This window comes from Microbacterium bandirmense (assembly GCF_037204185.1).
Classification (GTDB): Bacteria; Actinomycetota; Actinomycetes; order Actinomycetales; family Microbacteriaceae; genus Microbacterium; species Microbacterium bandirmense.
On the sequence record NZ_JBBDGM010000012.1, the window covers coordinates 49,384 to 66,177 of the forward strand.

Annotated in this window: 17 protein-coding genes; 1 reads left to right on the plus strand and 16 read right to left on the minus strand. The window is 69.0% G+C overall.

Annotated elements, in window-relative coordinates; translation table 11 throughout:
- Positions 1–77 precede the first annotated feature (77 nt).
- Positions 78–374, minus strand: coding sequence for a co-chaperone GroES (gene groES / locus WDU99_RS13380; RefSeq protein WP_067242196.1), 297 nt, complete (start codon positions 372–374; stop codon positions 78–80).
- A 210-nt stretch (positions 375–584) separates the two neighbouring features.
- Between groES and WDU99_RS13385 the strand changes: the two genes are divergently transcribed.
- On the plus strand, positions 585–1,877 hold the full coding sequence (locus WDU99_RS13385) for a class I SAM-dependent methyltransferase (RefSeq protein ID WP_337332954.1): 1,293 nt from the start codon (positions 585–587) through the stop codon (positions 1,875–1,877).
- A 10-nt stretch (positions 1,878–1,887) separates the two neighbouring features.
- Here the strand turns inward: WDU99_RS13385 and WDU99_RS13390 are convergent, their stop codons facing one another.
- The 15 genes from WDU99_RS13390 to glmS all read right to left on the minus strand — a co-directional run bounded on the left by WDU99_RS13390 (position 1,888) and on the right by glmS (position 16,786).
- The gene (locus tag WDU99_RS13390) at positions 1,888–3,042 is read right to left on the minus strand and encodes a hypothetical protein (protein WP_337332955.1); all 1,155 of its coding nucleotides are present in this window, start codon (positions 3,040–3,042) and stop codon (positions 1,888–1,890) included.
- A 3-nt stretch (positions 3,043–3,045) separates the two neighbouring features.
- On the minus strand, positions 3,046–3,471 hold the full coding sequence (locus tag WDU99_RS13395) for a hypothetical protein (RefSeq protein WP_337332956.1): 426 nt from the start codon (positions 3,469–3,471) through the stop codon (positions 3,046–3,048).
- Positions 3,468–4,538: a tRNA (adenosine(37)-N6)-threonylcarbamoyltransferase complex transferase subunit TsaD gene (gene tsaD, locus WDU99_RS13400; RefSeq protein WP_337332957.1), complete on the minus strand. Its 1,071-nt coding sequence runs from the start codon at positions 4,536–4,538 to the stop codon at positions 3,468–3,470. Before tsaD ends, WDU99_RS13395 begins: the two co-directional genes overlap by 4 nt.
- Positions 4,535–5,158, minus strand: a complete 624-nt coding sequence (gene rimI / locus WDU99_RS13405; RefSeq protein ID WP_337332958.1) for a ribosomal protein S18-alanine N-acetyltransferase — start codon at positions 5,156–5,158, stop codon at positions 4,535–4,537. The genes tsaD and rimI overlap by 4 nt, the downstream gene beginning before the upstream one ends.
- On the minus strand, positions 5,155–5,736 hold the full coding sequence (gene tsaB, locus WDU99_RS13410; protein WP_337332959.1) for a tRNA (adenosine(37)-N6)-threonylcarbamoyltransferase complex dimerization subunit type 1 TsaB: 582 nt from the start codon (positions 5,734–5,736) through the stop codon (positions 5,155–5,157). Before tsaB ends, rimI begins: the two co-directional genes overlap by 4 nt.
- A gap of 9 nt (positions 5,737–5,745) precedes the next feature.
- Entirely contained in the window at positions 5,746–6,240 is a 495-nt protein-coding gene (tsaE, locus tag WDU99_RS13415; protein ID WP_337332960.1) for a tRNA (adenosine(37)-N6)-threonylcarbamoyltransferase complex ATPase subunit type 1 TsaE, read from the minus strand.
- Positions 6,237–7,337 (minus strand): alanine racemase, encoded by a 1,101-nt coding sequence (alr, locus tag WDU99_RS13420; protein WP_337332961.1) that lies wholly within the window; start codon positions 7,335–7,337, stop codon positions 6,237–6,239. Before alr ends, tsaE begins: the two co-directional genes overlap by 4 nt.
- Positions 7,334–7,711, minus strand: coding sequence for a holo-ACP synthase (locus tag WDU99_RS13425; protein ID WP_337332962.1), 378 nt, complete (start codon positions 7,709–7,711; stop codon positions 7,334–7,336). The genes alr and WDU99_RS13425 overlap by 4 nt, the downstream gene beginning before the upstream one ends.
- 131 nt (positions 7,712–7,842) lie before the next feature.
- On the minus strand, positions 7,843–8,682 hold the full coding sequence (locus WDU99_RS13430; RefSeq protein WP_337332963.1) for an ABC transporter ATP-binding protein: 840 nt from the start codon (positions 8,680–8,682) through the stop codon (positions 7,843–7,845).
- Positions 8,679–9,542, minus strand: coding sequence for an ABC transporter ATP-binding protein (locus WDU99_RS13435; protein ID WP_337332964.1), 864 nt, complete (start codon positions 9,540–9,542; stop codon positions 8,679–8,681). Before WDU99_RS13435 ends, WDU99_RS13430 begins: the two co-directional genes overlap by 4 nt.
- Positions 9,539–10,531 carry an ABC transporter permease gene (locus WDU99_RS13440; RefSeq protein WP_337332965.1) on the minus strand — a complete coding sequence of 331 codons (993 nt, stop codon included), beginning with the start codon at positions 10,529–10,531 and terminating at the stop codon, positions 9,539–9,541. The genes WDU99_RS13435 and WDU99_RS13440 overlap by 4 nt, the downstream gene beginning before the upstream one ends.
- Complete coding sequence (locus WDU99_RS13445) at positions 10,524–11,519, minus strand: ABC transporter permease (RefSeq protein ID WP_337332966.1); 996 nt, start codon at positions 11,517–11,519, stop codon at positions 10,524–10,526. Before WDU99_RS13445 ends, WDU99_RS13440 begins: the two co-directional genes overlap by 8 nt.
- Before the next feature lie 46 nt (positions 11,520–11,565).
- Positions 11,566–13,257: an ABC transporter substrate-binding protein gene (locus WDU99_RS13450; protein ID WP_337332967.1), complete on the minus strand. Its 1,692-nt coding sequence runs from the start codon at positions 13,255–13,257 to the stop codon at positions 11,566–11,568.
- A 286-nt stretch (positions 13,258–13,543) separates the two neighbouring features.
- Positions 13,544–14,713, minus strand: coding sequence for an ROK family transcriptional regulator (locus WDU99_RS13455; RefSeq protein ID WP_420064014.1), 1,170 nt, complete (start codon positions 14,711–14,713; stop codon positions 13,544–13,546).
- A gap of 225 nt (positions 14,714–14,938) precedes the next feature.
- Positions 14,939–16,786 (minus strand): glutamine--fructose-6-phosphate transaminase (isomerizing), encoded by a 1,848-nt coding sequence (gene glmS / locus WDU99_RS13460; RefSeq protein ID WP_337332968.1) that lies wholly within the window; start codon positions 16,784–16,786, stop codon positions 14,939–14,941.
- Between the last annotated feature and the right edge of the window lie 8 nt (positions 16,787–16,794).

The following is a 16,794-nucleotide window of genomic DNA, read 5'->3' on the forward strand; positions in this document are numbered from 1 at the left end:
AGCATGGGGGCCGATAGGGGAAAGCAGAAGGACCCGGATGCCGCAGCATCCGGGTCCTTCTGTCGAGTCGAGGGGCGTCAGCGGACGACGACCGCCAGCACGTCGCGGGCCGAGAGCACGAGGTACTCGTCAGCGCCGAACTTGACCTCGGTGCCGCCGTACTTGCTGTAGAGCACGCGGTCGCCCACGGCGACATCCAGCGGGACGCGGTTGCCGTTGTCGTCGATGCGGCCGGGGCCCACTGCCACGACCTCGCCCTCCTGGGGCTTCTCCTTGGCGGTATCGGGGATGACCAGACCGCTTGCGGTGGTCTGCTCTGCCTCGACCTGCTGGATGACGATGCGGTCCTCGAGCGGCTTGATGGAAACCGACACGGTGTACCTCTTCTTTCGTGACTGAGATCAGAAGATTATTAGCACTCTCATGCCGAGGGTGCTAACACCAGTGTATGCCGACGGCTGGCACTCACGCAATGCGAGTGCCAGCTCCACCCACTTCATATCGCTTGAATTGCTGCGATTCGGAGGAGAACACAGCAACTCGCGCGACATGAACTCGAAAGCGCCCGGCCGTAGGCTGGGCGGGTGGAGATGTCTGAGCTGAGGGCGCTGCTCACCAGAGAGGGCCTCGAGCTGCTCGATGAGGTCGGAGAGATCGCCTCGCCCGCCGATGTGACGCGCGCCGTGTCGCGTCTGCGTGCCACCGGGCACTCCCCCGATCTCGTGTCGGCCGTGGTGGGCCAGGCGCACCTGCGTGCCAGAGCCCGCGCGAAGTTCGGCGCGTTCGCCGAGCGGATGCTGTTCACCCGGGCCGGCCTCGAACAGGCCACCCGGCTGAACGTCGCCACGCTGCACGCGGCGCGCATGCGACAGGCCGGCATCACGCACGTGACCGATCTCGGCTGCGGCATCGGCGGCGACAGCCTGGCTTTCGCGGGCGCGGGCCTGGAGGTGACCGCGGTGGATGCCGATGAGGTGACCGCCGCGATCGCGGCGTACAACCTCGCCCCGTTCGGCGACGACGCGACGGTGCACCAGGGCCTCGCCGAAGAATTCGCGAGCACCAGCCGCGGAGATGTACGCCTGCCGCGGACAGATTCCCCCGATTCATCCGCGGGAAGCGCGCATCCCCGCGGCAAGCGCACGGGCACGGGCGCGGCGGATGGCGGCGAGAGCTCGGCGGTCTGGCTGGATCCGGCACGGCGCACCGCCGGGCACGGCGAGACGCGGCGCACATCGGCATCCGACTGGTCTCCGTCGCTGGACTGGTGCTTCGAGGTCGCGCGACAGCATCCGACCGGCATCAAGCTCGGTCCGGGGCTCGACCGCGGCCTCATCCCCGACGACGTCGAGGCGCAGTGGGTCAGCGCCGACGGCAGCGTCGTCGAGCTGGTGCTGTGGAGCGGCGTGCTGGCGCGCCCTGGCATCCGACGCGCCGCGCTCGTCACCCGCGACGGCGCGACGCACGAGCTCACGGCGGCGGCGGATGCCGACGACGTGCCCGTGCGCGAGCTGGGGGCGTTCCTGCACGAGCCCGACGGCGCAGTCATCCGCGCCCGGCTGATCGGCGAGGCGGGGCGGATGCTGGAGGCCGGCATGATCGACGAGCAGATCGCCTACCTGACGGGGGATGCTGCCGTGACCAGTCCGTTCGTGCAGTCGTTCCGGGTGCGCGAGACCATGCCCGCGCACGTGAAGACGATCAACGCCGCGCTGCGCGCGAATGACATCGGGCGTCTCGAGATCAAGAAGCGCGGCATGGACGTCGACCCGGCGGTCTACCGCAAGAAGCTCAACCTGAAGGGCTCTCAGGCGGCGACGCTGCTCCTCACCCGCACCGCGGCCGGGCGGGTGGCGATCCTCGCCGACCGGGTGTGACCGGCGCGGCTCAGCCGCCGAGTTCGCCGGTCTTGTCGTCGGCCGTCGCGCAGTATCCCGAGTCGACGTCGCACACCACGGGGTCCGGCGTGCGGATGATGGTCAGCGTCGGCCCGCGCATGCTGCCCATCGTCACGCGGTAGACACGGTCGGGCAGTTGCAGCTCGATGTTCTGCTCGGTGTCCGGCTCGTCGCAGGCCTGTGCGATCATCTCGTCGGCGGTGGCCACGAGCAGGCAGGCGCTGTTGTACTGCGACAGCCAGACGGGTGTCTTCTCGTCGTAGCCGAGAAGCGTGAGCGAGTTGCCGTCGAAGCCCTCTTCGTCGAGGAACTCCGCGATCGGCAGCTCCTCCTCGGTGTACGTCGATCGCCAGTCCCATCCGTCGCTGACGTTCTGCCTCTGCATGGTCACGGTCCGCTCGCCGTGGATGTCTTCGATGATGCTCGCCCAGACCATGATCTGGGCGCCGTCCTCTTCGAAGTTCGTGGAGGCCTGCAGGGCATAGGGGTTTTCGCGCGCCAGGTTCTGCGGCACGCAGGCCGGGCTGGGGTCGTGATCGGGGCCCGTGAGGATGAGGCACTCGTTGTCGCCGTCCTCGCTCAGGGCGTGCCAGGCGTCGACACCATGCTGCGCGCCGATCAACTCGACCGAACCCGGGTCATAGCGGTCGGAGGCCTGCAGTTCCAGCCAGATCTCGCGCTGGGCGTCGGTCATCGGCTCGGCGTCTTCGCCGCCGAAGGCGAGCCATCCGCCGCCGAAGCCGATCAGCAGTGCCGCGCCGGCTGCGACCGGGGCGAGCCAGCGGCGGCGGCGTTTCGGGGGCGCGGGGGCGTCAGGCTCGGTGGGTGCCTCGGGGTCTGCGGGAGCTCCTTCGTCTCGTCGCTCCGCTCCTCGCTCAGGAACCGGGAGTGGGGAACGCACGTCCTGGTCAGGAACCGGGGCGTCGCCCACAGCGGTTCCTGAGCGCCCTTCGTCTCGTCGCTGCGCTCCTCGCTCAGGAACCGCGGAGCGAGACGAAGGGCGCTCAGGAACCAGCGGGAGCACCACCGGGCGGCGGCTCAGCTCGCGAAGCTCCTCGGCCTCAGCATCCGACAGGGCTCCCCCGGGCGCGTAGGCCCGACGTTCCAGCTCACGTCGTCGTGCGCCGTCCGCCTCGTCGTACATTCCTCACCCCAGATTCTCGAACTGCATCGTCGCCCAGATCAGCCATCCCGCGCTGAACAGCGTGGCGCAGAGTCCCAGCACCAGCGCCCAGACCGCCATCGACCGGCTCTCGACCGGGCGCCGCAGCGACATGATCGCCGCGATCACCGCGACGATCGCGACCGGGATGCCCCATCCGACGAACATCGACGTCGCCAGCGCGACGATCGCCGCGAACAGCGCCCACGGCGCCAGGCGTCCATCGTCGGCCGGAGCGGGCGCCCATTCGTAGGGAACGAACTCGTCGGCATCCGCCGCCGTGCGCGTGGCATCGGTCGGCACCGGACCGGTCGGCAGCTTGCCGTACCCCTTCGCCGCGCCGGGCAGCGCCGCCGTGCCCTTGGGTCTCTCGATCTCGGGCGTGGGCCCCTCGATGCGCGGATCGGTCATGTCGCGCTCACCTGGATCTCGGTCACCGGCAGCGTCGAGTCGGCGCCGAACGCGAGAGTCGACGGCTGGCGTCCGCTCGAGATCAGCTCGGCGGCGAGCCCGGCGATCATCGCGCCGTTGTCGGTGCACAGCGACAGCGGAGGAATCCGCACGGCCACACCCGCCGCAGCCGCACGCTCGAGCGCGACTTCGCGCAGGCGCTTGTTGGCGATGACGCCGCCGCCGAGCAGGAGTCGCGGCACGCCGCGGTCCTCGCACGCGGCGAGCGCCTTGGTCACCAGGATGTCGACGACCGCCTCGCGGAAGCTCGCGGCGACATCAGCCAGGGGCACCTCGTCTCCGTTCAGCTGCGCGCGTTCGACCCAGCGTGCGACGGCCGTCTTCAGCCCTGAGAATGAGAAATCGTAGCGGTGCTTCGCCATGTCGGATGCCTTCGACAGCCCACGCGGGAAGCGGATCGCCTTCGGATCGCCGCTCACGGCGGCCTTATCGATCTGCGGGCCGCCGGGATACGGCAGCCCGAGCAGGCGGGCGACCTTGTCGAAGGCCTCGCCCGCGGCGTCGTCGACGGTCTCGCCCAGCAGCTCGACATCGGTGGTCAGATCGCGCACGTGCAGCAACGACGTGTGACCGCCCGAGACGAGAAGCGCGATCGTCGGGTACTCGAGGGGCGCCGATTCCTCGGCGTCGGATGCCAGGATGTCGGCCGCGATGTGCCCGACCAGATGGTTCACGGCGTACAGGGGCTTGTCGAGCGAGACGGCCAGACCCTTGGCCGCACCGATGCCGACCATCAGTGCTCCCGCGAGACCCGGTCCGCTGGTGACGGCGATGGCGTCTAGATCGTCAAGGCCAACCTGTGCTTCGGCGAGAGCCTGCTCGATCGACGGTTGCAGCGCCTCGAGGTGCGCTCGAGCAGCGACCTCGGGCACGACGCCGCCGTAGCGGGCGTGCTCGTCCATGCTCGAGGCGATGGTGTTCGACAGCAGCCGGCGACCGCGCACGATGCCGATGCCGGTCTCGTCGCAGCTGGTCTCGATGCCCAGCACCAGGGGTTCAGAGGTCATGTGCCGGCCTCCTGCTCAGCATCCGGCACGTCCTGCTCAGCATCCGAGCCGTCCTGCTCGGCATCCGAGCCGTGTGCCGCAACCGAATCGTCGGAGATCGCACGAATCGCAGGAGCAGAACCAGCATCCGCCCCTGCATTTCGTGCGTTCTCCTGCGTTTCGTGCGCGGCCCAGCCGCGCAGGTCGAGGCGCATCACCACGGCGTCGACGTCATCGGGCTGGTAGTACCGCGGGCGGCGGGCCAGTTCGACGAAGCCCTCCGACAGATAGAGCGACTGCGCGACGGGGTTGTCGGCGCGCACCTCGAGGAACAGTTCGCGGGCGCCCCGATCGCGGGCCCGGGCGATGAGGGCGCGCAGCAGCATCCGCCCTCTGCCCCGCCCGCGCAGCGCGGCGTCGAGCGCGATGGTCTGGATGTCGGCGTCCGCGCCGCCCGGCAGGGCGCGCACCCCGCCGTAGCCGACGATGCGGCCCCCCTCCTCGTCGACGAGGTAGACGTTGTGCGCGCTGGAGATCTCGGTGCCCATGGTCTGCTCGCTCCAGGCGTCGGAGGGGAAGCTCCGGCGCTCGAGGCTCATGATCGCGTCGAGGTCGTCGACGGTGACGACGCGCAGGGTCATGCGCCCACCCGCTTCGGGACGCCGGGCTGCACCACATCGGGCGAGCGCAGGTACAGCGGCTCGGCGTCGGTGAGGGTGCGGCCGGCGGCGATCGCGCGCTGCGCGACCCGCGCGAGAGCGGATGCCGACAGCTGCGCCGTCACGGGTTCGTCGTCGCGGCGCCGCAGGTGGGTGGGTTCGATCAGACGCGGGATGCCATCAGCATCCGATCCGTCGAAGACGCTCACCGCGATCTCGCGACGGCGCGCATCGGTGATGACGGTGAAGGCTCCCGTGGCGCCCTCGTCGAGCAGGGTCTGCGCGATCGCGAAGTGGCTGGGGATCGGCACGAGCGGGATGCCGCGGCCCAGCGCGAAGGCGCGCGCGGCGGCGATGCCGATGCGCAGTCCCGTGAACGGCCCCGGCCCCATGCCGGCGACGACGTGCGTGATGCCGGGCCGGGCGGCCTCGGCCAGCAGGTCGCCGATCACCTCGGCGTGCCCGAGCGGGTCGGTGGTGGCAGCCTCGGCGAGCGGGCGCCCGTCGGCGTCGATCACGGCGACGGCCGTGCCGAGGGAGGTGTCGACGGCGAGAATCACTCTTCCAGGTTAGTCGTCAGCGACGGAGCGGGAGACGCACTCGATGGTGACGAAGCGGGGTGCGTCGGCGTCGAGGTCCTCATCGGCGACGTCGGCGCCGCCGACGGGTCGCTCGATCTCGATGTCCCACCACGAGTCGGCGACGGCGGGGGCCATCGGCCTCCCCCACTCGATCACGACCACCGACCGTGCGAAGTCGACGTCGAGGTCGTCGAGCTCGGCGGCGGATGCCAGTCGGTACGCGTCCATGTGCACCAGCGGCGCCCCGCCGACGAGCGAGGGATGCGTGCGGGCGATCACGAAAGTGGGGCTCTGCACGGGACCGCGCACGCCGAGTCCCTCGGCCAGCCCGCGGGTGAAGGTCGTCTTGCCGGCGCCGAGCGGCCCGGTCAGCACGATCAGGTCACCGGGCTGCAGCTGTTCGCCGATGCGGAAGCCGAGGTTCTGCATCGCATCCGAGGTCGCGATCTCGTGCCGGCCGAGAAAGGCGGGGTCGACGCTCATGACACGGTCCTGCGGGGCACCCGCGGGCCGATGCGGGTCACGATCTCGTAATTGATGGTGCCGGCGGCGTCGGCCCAGTCGGTCGCGGCGGGCTGGCCGAGGGTCGGGTCGCCGAAGAGGATCACCTCGTCGCCGACCTCGACGGGCTGGTCGCCCACGTCGACGACGAACTGGTCCATCGCGATGCGTCCGGCGACGGTGTGGCGGCGGCCGCCGATGAGCACGGGTCCTGTGCCCGAGGCCTGGCGCGGGACCCCGTCGGCGTAGCCCAGCGGCACCAGCGCGAGAGTCGTGTCGCTCGCGCACCGGTAGAGGTAGTCGTACGAGACCCCGGCGCCGGCGCTCACGTGTCGCACGGCGGCGACCGCGGCGCGCAGGGTCATCGCCGGGCGCAGCCTGAGGTCGGCCGAGCTGCGGTCGGCGAACGGCGAGAGGCCGTAGATCCCGATGCCGACGCGTACGGCGTCGAGCCGCGCCTCGGGCAGGTCGATCGCGCCGGCGGTGGCGGCGAGATGGCGGATCTCGGGGTGGATGCCGAACGACGCGGCCTGCTCGATGATGGCCAGATACCGGGCGAGCTGCTCGCGGTCGTCGTCGAGCGACGCACCGGAGAGGTGGCTGAAGATGCCGACGACGCGGATGCGGCCGATGCGCTCCAGGCGCGCCGCCTCGGCGAGCACCCGGTCGAGTTCGTGCGTGGCGATGCCGTTGCGCGAGAGCCCGGTGTCGACTTTGAGGTGGATGGATGCCGGTGGCGTCGCGACCTCGGATGCCGCGATGAGCTGCTCCATCGACGAGATGCCGATCTCGATGCCGGCCTCGACGGCGTCATCGAAGCGCTGGCCGGGTTCGTGCAGCCAGGCCATCAGCGGTGCGGTGATGCCGGCGCGACGCAGGGCGAGTGATTCGTCGAGTGTGGCGGTGCCGAGGCGGGTGGCCCCACCGGCCAGCGCCGCGGTGGCGACGGCGGGGGCGCCGTGGCCGTAGGCGCCGGCCTTGACGACGGCGATCACCTGCACCCCGGTGAGGGCGCGGAAGTGCCGCACGTTGTCGGCGATCGCGTCCAGGCTGATGGTCGCTTCGCGGAAGGGGTTCATCGGGCATCCTCTCCCTCGGTCGTGAGCCTCTCGGCGACGACGTAGGCGGCGGCGAGGCCGGCGTCGTGGGTCATCGTCAGGTGCAGGGCGTCGATGCCGCGCTCGACGACCACGGCGGCGGTCGATCCGCTCAGCACGTAGTGCGGACGACCCGATGGCTCGCGGGTGATCTCGATCTCCGACCAGTACACGCCGTCGCTGCCGCCGAGGGCCTTGATCAGCGCTTCTTTGGCGGCGTACCGGGCGGCCAGCGAACGCAGTTTGAGCTGACGCTCGGCCGGGGTGAACAGCCGCTCGAGCAGCCGCGGCGTGCGGGTCACCGACCGCTCGAACCGCGCGACGTCGACGAGGTCGATTCCGGTGCCGATGATCACGACATCAGCCTACTCGCCGCCGATTCCGGGAACGGATGCAGGGAGTCTGAACGCTTGCAGAGCGACACGCCGTGCCTGGGCTTCACAACCGTTCAATCGACCTGCATTCGTTCCCGCACCGCGCCCGGAGATCAGGTGCCGGCCAGTTCGCGACGCACCTCGTCGCGCAGCCGGCCGAGGTTCTCGGGTTCGGGCGCCGCATTCAGCAGGCGCTTGGTGTAGTCGTGCTGCGGGTTGAGGATGACCTCGTCGCTGGGCCCGCGCTCGACGACGTCACCGTGGTAGAGCACCATGATCTCGTCGCTGAAGTGCCGCGCCGTGGCGAGGTCATGGGTGATGTAGAGCACCCCGAGGTCGTCTTCGCGCTGCAGATCGGCGAGCAGGTTGAGCACCCCGAGGCGGATCGACACGTCGAGCATCGACACCGGCTCGTCGGCCACGATGAACCGGGCGCTGGGCGCGAGTGCGCGGGCGATCGCGACACGCTGACGCTGCCCGCCCGACAGCTCGTGCGGGCGGCGGTCGATGAAGCTCTCGGCGGGGCTGAGGCGCACCCGCTCGAGCAGCTCGAGCACGCGTTCGCGCACCTGCCGGCCCTTCAGCTCGGGATGGTGGATGCGCAGCGGGCGCGCCAGGTGATGGCCGATCGAGTGGTACGGGTTCAGCGAGGCGAACGGATCCTGGAACACCATCTGCACCTCAGAGCGGTAGCTGGCGATCTCGCGCCCCCCGGTGCCGGTCTCGCGGCCGTTCAGCAGGATCTGCCCCGAGGTGGGGGTCTCGAGCTTCATCAGCATCCGAGCGATGGTCGATTTGCCCGACCCCGACTCCCCCACCAGGGCGATCGTCTTGCCCGCCTCGATCGTGAACGAGACGTCGTTGACGGCGTGCAGCGGCCGGGTCTTGAACCCGGACCGCAGGGTGAACGTCTTGTTGAGGTCGCGTGCCTCGAGGGTTGCCGGCCGGCTCATCGCACCTGCTCCAGACCGGGGCGAGCGCTGTGGCGCACGAAGTCGCCGCGCTCACCCCGCAGACTCGGGAAGCTGGAGAGCAGCTTCTTGGTGTATTCGTGCTGCGGGTTGCGGTAGATCTCCTCCGCCGTGCCCTGCTCTACGATCTTCCCCTGCAGCATCACGGCGATGCGATCACTGATCTCGATCAGCATGGGCAGGTCGTGGGTGATGAAGATCACGGCGAAGCCGAGCTTCTCACGCAGCCGCATGATCTCGCGGATGATGTCGCGCTGCACGACCACGTCCAGAGCGGTGGTCGGCTCGTCCATGATCATCACCTGCGGGTCGAGCGCCAGCGCCATCGCGATCATCATGCGCTGGCGCATGCCACCCGACAGCTCGTGCGGAAAGCTGGTGAGCCGATTCGGGTCGACGCCCACCAGCGTCAGCAGTTCTTCGGCACGACGCTTCTTCTCGGCGCGGGAGGTGCCAGGGCGGTGCGTGTCGAAGATGTCGTAGATCTGCGCCTTGACGCTGATCACCGGGTTGAGCGAGTTCATCGCGCCTTGGAACACCATCGAGATCTTGTCCCAGCGGAACGCGCGCAGTTGCTCGGCACCGAGCGACACCACATCGATGTCGTCTCCGCTGCGGTCGTGGAACGTGATCTCGCCGGCCTCCATCAGCGCCGGCGGCTTCAGCAGGCGGTTCAGCCCGTAGGCGAGCGTCGTCTTGCCGCAGCCCGATTCGCCGGCAAGGCCCAGGATCTCGCCGCGGTGCAGGGTGAGCGACACGTCGCGCACGGCCTTGACCGGCGGGTCGACCTCGTACTCGATCGACACGTTGCGTGCGGTGAGCACGGGCTCGAGCGCGGTCATGCCGATGCTCCCATCGCCTTGGCGGCCTTGCGGACGCTGCGGGCCGCCTGCGGGGCGCCTCGCAGCTTGGGGTTGATGACCTCGTCGATCGCGAAGTTGATCAGGGCGAGGCCGGCACCGAGGCCGGCGATCATCACGCCCGGCGGGATGAACCACCACCACGCGCCGCGGCTGAGAGCCTGACCGGACTGGGCGTCGTTGAGGATGGTGCCCCAGGTGATCGATGAATTCGGTCCGAGACCCAGATACGACAGCCCCGCCTCGTTGAGGATCGCGAAGATGATCGCGAACAGGAACTGCGCCGTCAGCAGCGGCAGCAGGTTGGGCATCAGCTCGACGAGGATCGTGCGCCAGGACTTCTCGCCGGCGACCTTGGCCGCGTACACGTAGTCGCGCGAGCGCAGCGAGCGGGCCTGCAGGCGCAGCACGTAGGCGGCGCCGGCCCACGAGGTGAAGCCCAGGATGATGGCGACCAGCTGCCAGCTGCGGTTGGAGACGAACGAGGCGATGACCATGATCAGCGGCAGGCCCGGGATGACGATCATGACGTTGGTGATCAGCGCGAGGGCATCCTCTCGCCAGCCTGCGAGGTAGCCGGCCAGCACACCGAAGATCAGCGAGAGCGCGATCGCGATGCCGCCGGCCAGCACGCCGACCAGCAGCGAGCCGCGGGCGCCGGTGGCCAGCTGCGCGAGCATGTCGTTGCCGAGCTTGGTGGTGCCCAGCCAGTGCTCCGCCGACGGCGGCTGCAGGGAGTCGTTGCCGGTGAACGTCGGATCCTGTGCGAACAGCGGCACGAGGATCGCGAAGAGGGTGATGCCCACGACCAGCACGACGCCGGTGATGAACTTGCCCGATCGCAGGGGGGATCCGCTGCGTGGCCGGCGGGTGCGCGAGGTCACGACGGCGCTCGTGCTGGACGGCCCGGTGGTCGGGGCGTCGACGGCGCTCTCGCGCGCCTCTTCGGTGGTGATGGTGGTTTCAGACATTCTGGCGAGCCCTCGGATCGACGAACCCGTAGACCAGGTCCATGAAGAAGTTGGCGCCGAGCACGGCGATCGTGATGACGAGGAACAGTCCCTGCATCAGGGCGTAGTCGTTCATCGTGACGGCCTGGAACATCAGCTTGCCCACGCCCGGGTAGGTGAACACCTGCTCCATCACGATGGAGCCGGCCACGACGAAGCCGAGCGTGATCGAGAAGCCCGAGATCGACGGGATGGCCGCGTTGCGTGCGGCGTACGTGGTCATGACACGGCGCGGATGCAGACCCTTGGCCTCTGCGGTGAGCACGTAGTCCTCGGCGAGGGTGGAGACCATCATGTTGCGCATGCCGAACAGCCAGCCGCCGACCGAGCTGACCACGATGGTGACCGCAGGCAGGATCGCATGGGCCACGGCATCGGTGAAGAAGGCCCAGCTGGCCTCCGGCCCGTAGGGGAAGCTGAAGACGTCGTACCCGCCGAAGATCGGGAACCAGCCCAGCGTCACGGCGAAGACGAACACCAGCACGAGCGCGAGCCAGAAGTACGGGATGGACTGCAGCACGGTCGTGGCCGGGATGAGGTGGTCGACCCAGGTGCCGCGCTTCCACCCCGCCCAGGCGCCGAGTCCGACGCCGAGGATGAACGAGATGAGAGTGGCGGTGCCGACCAGGATGAGCGTCCACGGCAGCGCCTCGGCGATGAGCTCGGAGACGGGCTTGGGGAAGTCGGTCACCGAGATGCCGAGGTCGCCGCGGAACATCTGACCCCAGTACTGGAAGTACTGCTGCCAGAGGGGGATGTCCTCACCGCCGAGAAGCATGCGGATGTTGCGGATGGTGGTCTCGGAGACCTCACCGCCGGCCCGCTGCATCTTGGCGATCATGATGTCGGCCGGGTTCCCCGGCATCAGCCGGGGAAGCAGGAAGTTGAGCGAGATCGCGGCCCACAGCGTGAATGCGTAGAACCCGATCCTTCGTAGGTAGAACTTCATTTATCTTGACTTCCTGCGTCCCCGACCGACATGATGCGCGCCGGTGTTATCCGGCCGGCTGGAGATGCTGGAGGATGTACCCGGCAGCGATCGAGCCCCACGAGGGCGGGAACGCGTAGAGGTCGTCCTCGGTCGGCCACCCCGTGAAGTCCTTCGTGTTGTAGAAGGTCTGGGTCGCGTTGACCACCAGCGGGATGTAGGGCACGTCGTCGACGATGTGCTCCTGGATGGTGCTGTACAGCGCCTTGCGCTCGGCCTCATCGTCGGTGCTGACGGCGGCCTGGATGGCGGCGTCGACCTCGGCGTTGCTGTAGCGGCTGAAGTTCCAGCGCCCCGGGGGCACCTCCTCGCCGACCTTGGAGGTCGACTCGACGGCCGCGCCGCCGAACCAGTCACGGTAGATCTGGAACGGGTCGGCGACCGAGGTGCCGATGACGCCGCCCATGATCAGCTCGTACTCGCCACTCTGGCGGGCATCCGAGAACTCCTGCCACTGCACGGTCGAGACGTTGATCTTGATGCCGGCAGCCTTCGCCTGCTCGCCGATCAGCTTGGCCGCGTCGTTGTAGTCGGTCCAGCCGTCGACCGACGTCAGGCTGAGCTCGATCGCCTTGCCGTCCTTGCCGTAGAAGCCGTCCGCATCCTTCGTGTAGCCGGCGGCTTCGAGGATCTTGCCGGCCTCGGCGGCGTCGGGGTCCTGCGGGCTGAGCTTGTCGGCCGAGTCGGCGACCCACTTCTCGTCACGCGGGATCAGCGCGAAGGTCGGCGAGATTTCACCGGTCATGCCGACGAACGCCTTCTCCTTGATGGTCGCGCGGTCGATCGCGACGTTCAGTGCCTGACGCACGGCGACGTCGGTCTGCGCGCCGACGCAGCCCAGGTCGGCGTTCGAGCAGGTGTACAGCACCGTCGGGTCCTGCGGGGTGTTGATCCACTCGATCTTGCCGTTGCCGGTGACCGACTCGGGGTTCGGGATGAACATGCCCGCCCAGTCGAGCTTGCCGGCGGCCAGCAGGTCCTGCGCGGTCTGGTTGTTGTCGACGCCGATGTACTGCACGCTCTTGACGCCCAGCTCGTCGGCATCGCGGAAGTTCTCGTTGGCGACGAGGGTGTACGACTCACTGGTGGTGGTGTCGACGACGTACGCGCCAGAGCCGACCGGGTCCTCGTTCGCGAAGTTCGCGAAGTCGGTGATCTCGCCCCAGATGTGCTTCGGCAGGATCAGGGTCGAGCCGAGGCGCTGGAACGCGGTGGTGTACTGCGCGGCGTCGTAGGTGAGCACGACGGTGGTCTCGTCGGTCGCCTCGGCCGAGATCAGGCCGTTGGCCTCAGGGTTGTTCGGCTCGTACAGGAACGTGAAGGCGACGTCCTCTGCCGTGAGGGGCTCACCGTCGGACCACTTCAGGTCGCTCTTGAGCTTGATCGTGATCACGGTGCCGTCTTCGTTGTACTCGTACGCCTCGCCGAGCATGCCGACGGGCTCGGTGTCGGCGGTCTTGTTGAAGAAGAACAGCGGCTCGTAGATCGGGCCGAGTGCGCCGTGCAGGACGGTGGGGGCGAACGGGTTGTAGTTCGCAGTGATCGGGGTCGTGCTGCCGGCCCACACGCGCAGCGGGCGGTCGTTGGACTCGCCCGAGTCGCCGGCGTCGGCGGTCGAACATCCGGTCAGGGCGAGGGCGAGCACAGACGCCCCCGCGGCGGTGGTCAACGCGATCTTGCGCGTCTTATTGCGGATCATTCGGTCATTCCTCTCGGTGCTGCATTGCAGGAGGGGTTCTCCCCGTGGAGGGCAAACCTCCAGGCGAGGTTTGTTAGGACAGCAACCTAACAAATAAAGATCGAGAGGGACAAGTCGCACCGAATAACGATTGGGACTCGCCGACGGAAATGCCGATCGGGCGGGCTCCGGGCAGGCGTCGTCGCCGGTTTCCGGGCTCGCTTGCGGGCTCGCTTCGGGCTCGCTTCGGGGCTCGCCGAGCAGCGCCGCGAGGGCGCGGATGCTGCGATGTCGAGCTGCGAGCCCGCTACGAGATGCCGAGTTGCGCGGCGAGCACCATCACCGCTGCCCCCCGCAGCACGATGTCGGGCTGGGTGGTGCGGTGGATCGTGATGTCGTCGAAGACGCCGTCGAGGGTGCGTGCGTGCAGGGTGTCGACGGCCGCGCCGATGAACACCTCGTCGAGCAGATCGGCCGGTCCCGACAGCACGATGTCCGACAGGTCGAGGGCGGCGACGATCGGGGCGATGCCGATGGCCATCCGCGCCCCGGCATCGCGCAGGATCTCATCGCGCGTCGCGGGGCTCGCCTCGATGGCTCCGCTCAGGCGCACGACGTTGAGCCAGGCCTCCAGGCATCCGTCTCTTCCGCACACGCAGCGCGGGCCGCCGTCGGTGCCGACCACGACGTGCCCGATCTCACCGGCCGCGAAGCGGCTGCCGGTGAGCGGCTGTCCCCCGGTGATCAGCCCGGCGCCGACGCCGCGGTCGACCTTGATGAGCATGAAGTCGCTGCGCGCTCCCCCGAAGGTGTACTCGGCGAGCACCGCGGCGTTGGCGTCGTTGCCGACGATGACGGGCAGGTCGAGCTCTTCGCGGGTGCGGGCGCGCAGGGGCATCCCCTGCCAGCCCAGGTTGGGTGAGCTGAGCACGACTCCGTCGGTGCTGACGACACCCTGGGTGCCGATGCCGACGCCCAGGATCGGCTTGTCGGATGCTGCGATGAGCCGTCTGGCCAGCTCGAGCATCCCGGCGAAGGTGGCATCGCCGTCCTCGGGCGGGCGCTCGATGGCATCCCTGGTGACGACGTCGCCGTCGAGGTTCATGACCGCGCCCTCGAAGCGGGTCGATCCCGACATGTCGATGCCGATGATGTGGTGCCCGGCGCGGTCGACGTCGATCAGGGTCGCCGGCTTGCCGGGGCCGGAGGCCTCACGCGTGCCGACCTCTCTCACGATCTCGTCGGCGATCAGCTCGGAGACCAGGTCGGAGATGGTGACCCTGGTGAGCCCGGTCTCGCGGGCGAGGTCGGCGCGGCTGACCTCGCCCGCGTGGTACAGGGTTTGCAGCACGAGGGAGCGGTTGTGGGCGCGCGCGTACTCCGGAAGCAGCTTCGCGCGCGATCGCAGTTTGCGCGACGGGCCGAAGGCTCCGGTGAAGCGGTCGACGTGCTTCGCCGACTCGTGGGGTCCGTTCACGTCACACACCTTTGTTAGTAAACTTTACGAACAAAGATAGTACAGGCTATCTCCGGGAAGACTACCGCGCCGACCGTGCTTTGCCCGTGACCGCCGGGGCTGCGGGCACCCGAAACGCAGGACTTCGCCCGAAATGCAGGGCGCATACGGGCATCCGCCCCTGCGTTTCGTGCGAAGTCCTGCAAATCGTGCGAGCGCCTTGCGGGCACAGGCCCGCAGCCGGCGTCACTCCACGGTGACGGACTTGGCCAGGTTCCTCGGCTGGTCGACGTCGAGGCCCTTCGCGGTGGCGAGGGCCATGGCGAAGATCTGCAGCGGCACGACGGCCAGCAGCGGCTCGAGCAGCGGCGAGGCCAGCGGAATGCGGATGACCTCGTCGGCATAAGGCAACACTGCGGCATCCCCCTCTTCGGCGACGACGATCACGCGGGCTCCACGGGCGCGGATCTCCTGGATGTTCGAGACGACCTTCGAGTGGATCAGTGCCGAGTGGCGCGGCGAGGGCACGATCACGAACACCGGCTGGCCGGGCTCGATCAGCGCGATGGGTCCGTGCTTGAGCTCGCCGGCGGCGAAGCCCTCGGCGTGGATGTACGAGATCTCCTTGAGCTTGAGCGCACCCTCGAGGGCGATCGGGTAGCCCACGTGCCGGCCGAGGAACAGCACCGAGCGGGTGTCGGCCATCCAGCCAGCCAGCTGCGAGACGTGCTCGGTCTCGTCGGCGAGCACCTGCGCGACCTTCTCGGGCAGCTCCTGCAGTTCGGCGACGACGTCGGCGGCCGACGCGTCGAGCGATCCGCGCACGCGGCCCATGTGCAGGCCGAGCAGCAGCAGCGCGGTGATCTGCGCCGAGAACGCCTTGGTCGAGGCGACAGCCACCTCGGGGCCGGCGTGGGTGTAGACGACGGCATCCGATTCGCGGGGAATCGTCGCGCCCTGCGTGTTGCACACCGACAGGGTGCGAGCGCCGCGCTCGCGCGCGTACTTGACGGCCATCAGGGTGTCCATGGTCTCGCCCGACTGGCTGATCGAGACGACCAGCGTGTCGTCGCCGATCACCGGGTCGCGGTAGCGGAACTCGTGCGCCAGCTCGACGTCGACGGGCACGCGCGCCCACTGCTCGATCGCGTACTTGCCGACCAGCGCGGCGTACGAGGCGGTGCCGCAGGCGGTGATGATGACGCGTCGGATGCCCGTGAACAGGTCATCCAGTCCGTCGAGCTCGGGGATGACGACCTGGTCGCCCTGCACCCGCCCGCGGATGGTGTTGGCGACGGCCTCGGGCTGCTCGGCGACCTCCTTGGCCATGAACGACGACCAGCCGCCCTTCTCGGCGGCGGCGGCGTCCCACGACACCTCGAACGGCTGCGCCTCGACCGGGTTGCCGTCGAAGTCGGTGACGGTGACCTGTGCGGGGGTGATCGCGACGATCTGGTCCTGCCCGATCGCGAGGGCGCTGCGGGTGTGCTCGACGAAGGCGGCGACGTCGGAGCCGAGGAAGTTCTCGCCCTCCCCCAGGCCGATCACGAGCGGCGAGTTGCGGCGTGCGCCGACGACGAGACCGGGGTGGTCCTCGTGCATGGCGAGGAGTGTGAAGGCGCCCTCGAGACGGTTCACGACGTTGCGGAACGCCGTCTGCAGGTCTTCGGATGCCCGGTACTCGCGTCCGAGCAAAGCCGCCGCGACCTCGGTGTCGGTCTCGCTGAGGAACGTCACGCCCTCGGCGGTCAGCTCATCGCGCAGTGCGGCGAAATTCTCGATGATGCCGTTGTGGATGACGGCCAGCTTGTCATCGTCAGCGAGATGCGGGTGGGCGTTGACGTCGGTGGGGCCGCCGTGCGTGGCCCACCGGGTGTGCCCGATGCCGGTGGAGCCGTCAGGCATGGCGGCATCGGTGAGCGAATCGCGCAGCACGGCGAGCTTGCCGGCCTTCTTGCGCATGTCCAGCGAGCCGGCCTCATCGATGACGGCGATGCCGGCCGAGTCGTAGCCGCGGTACTCGAGACGGGCCAGGCCCGCGAGAAGGATGTCCTGGCTGGGCCGCGGGCCCACGTATCCGACGATTCCACACATGAGTTACA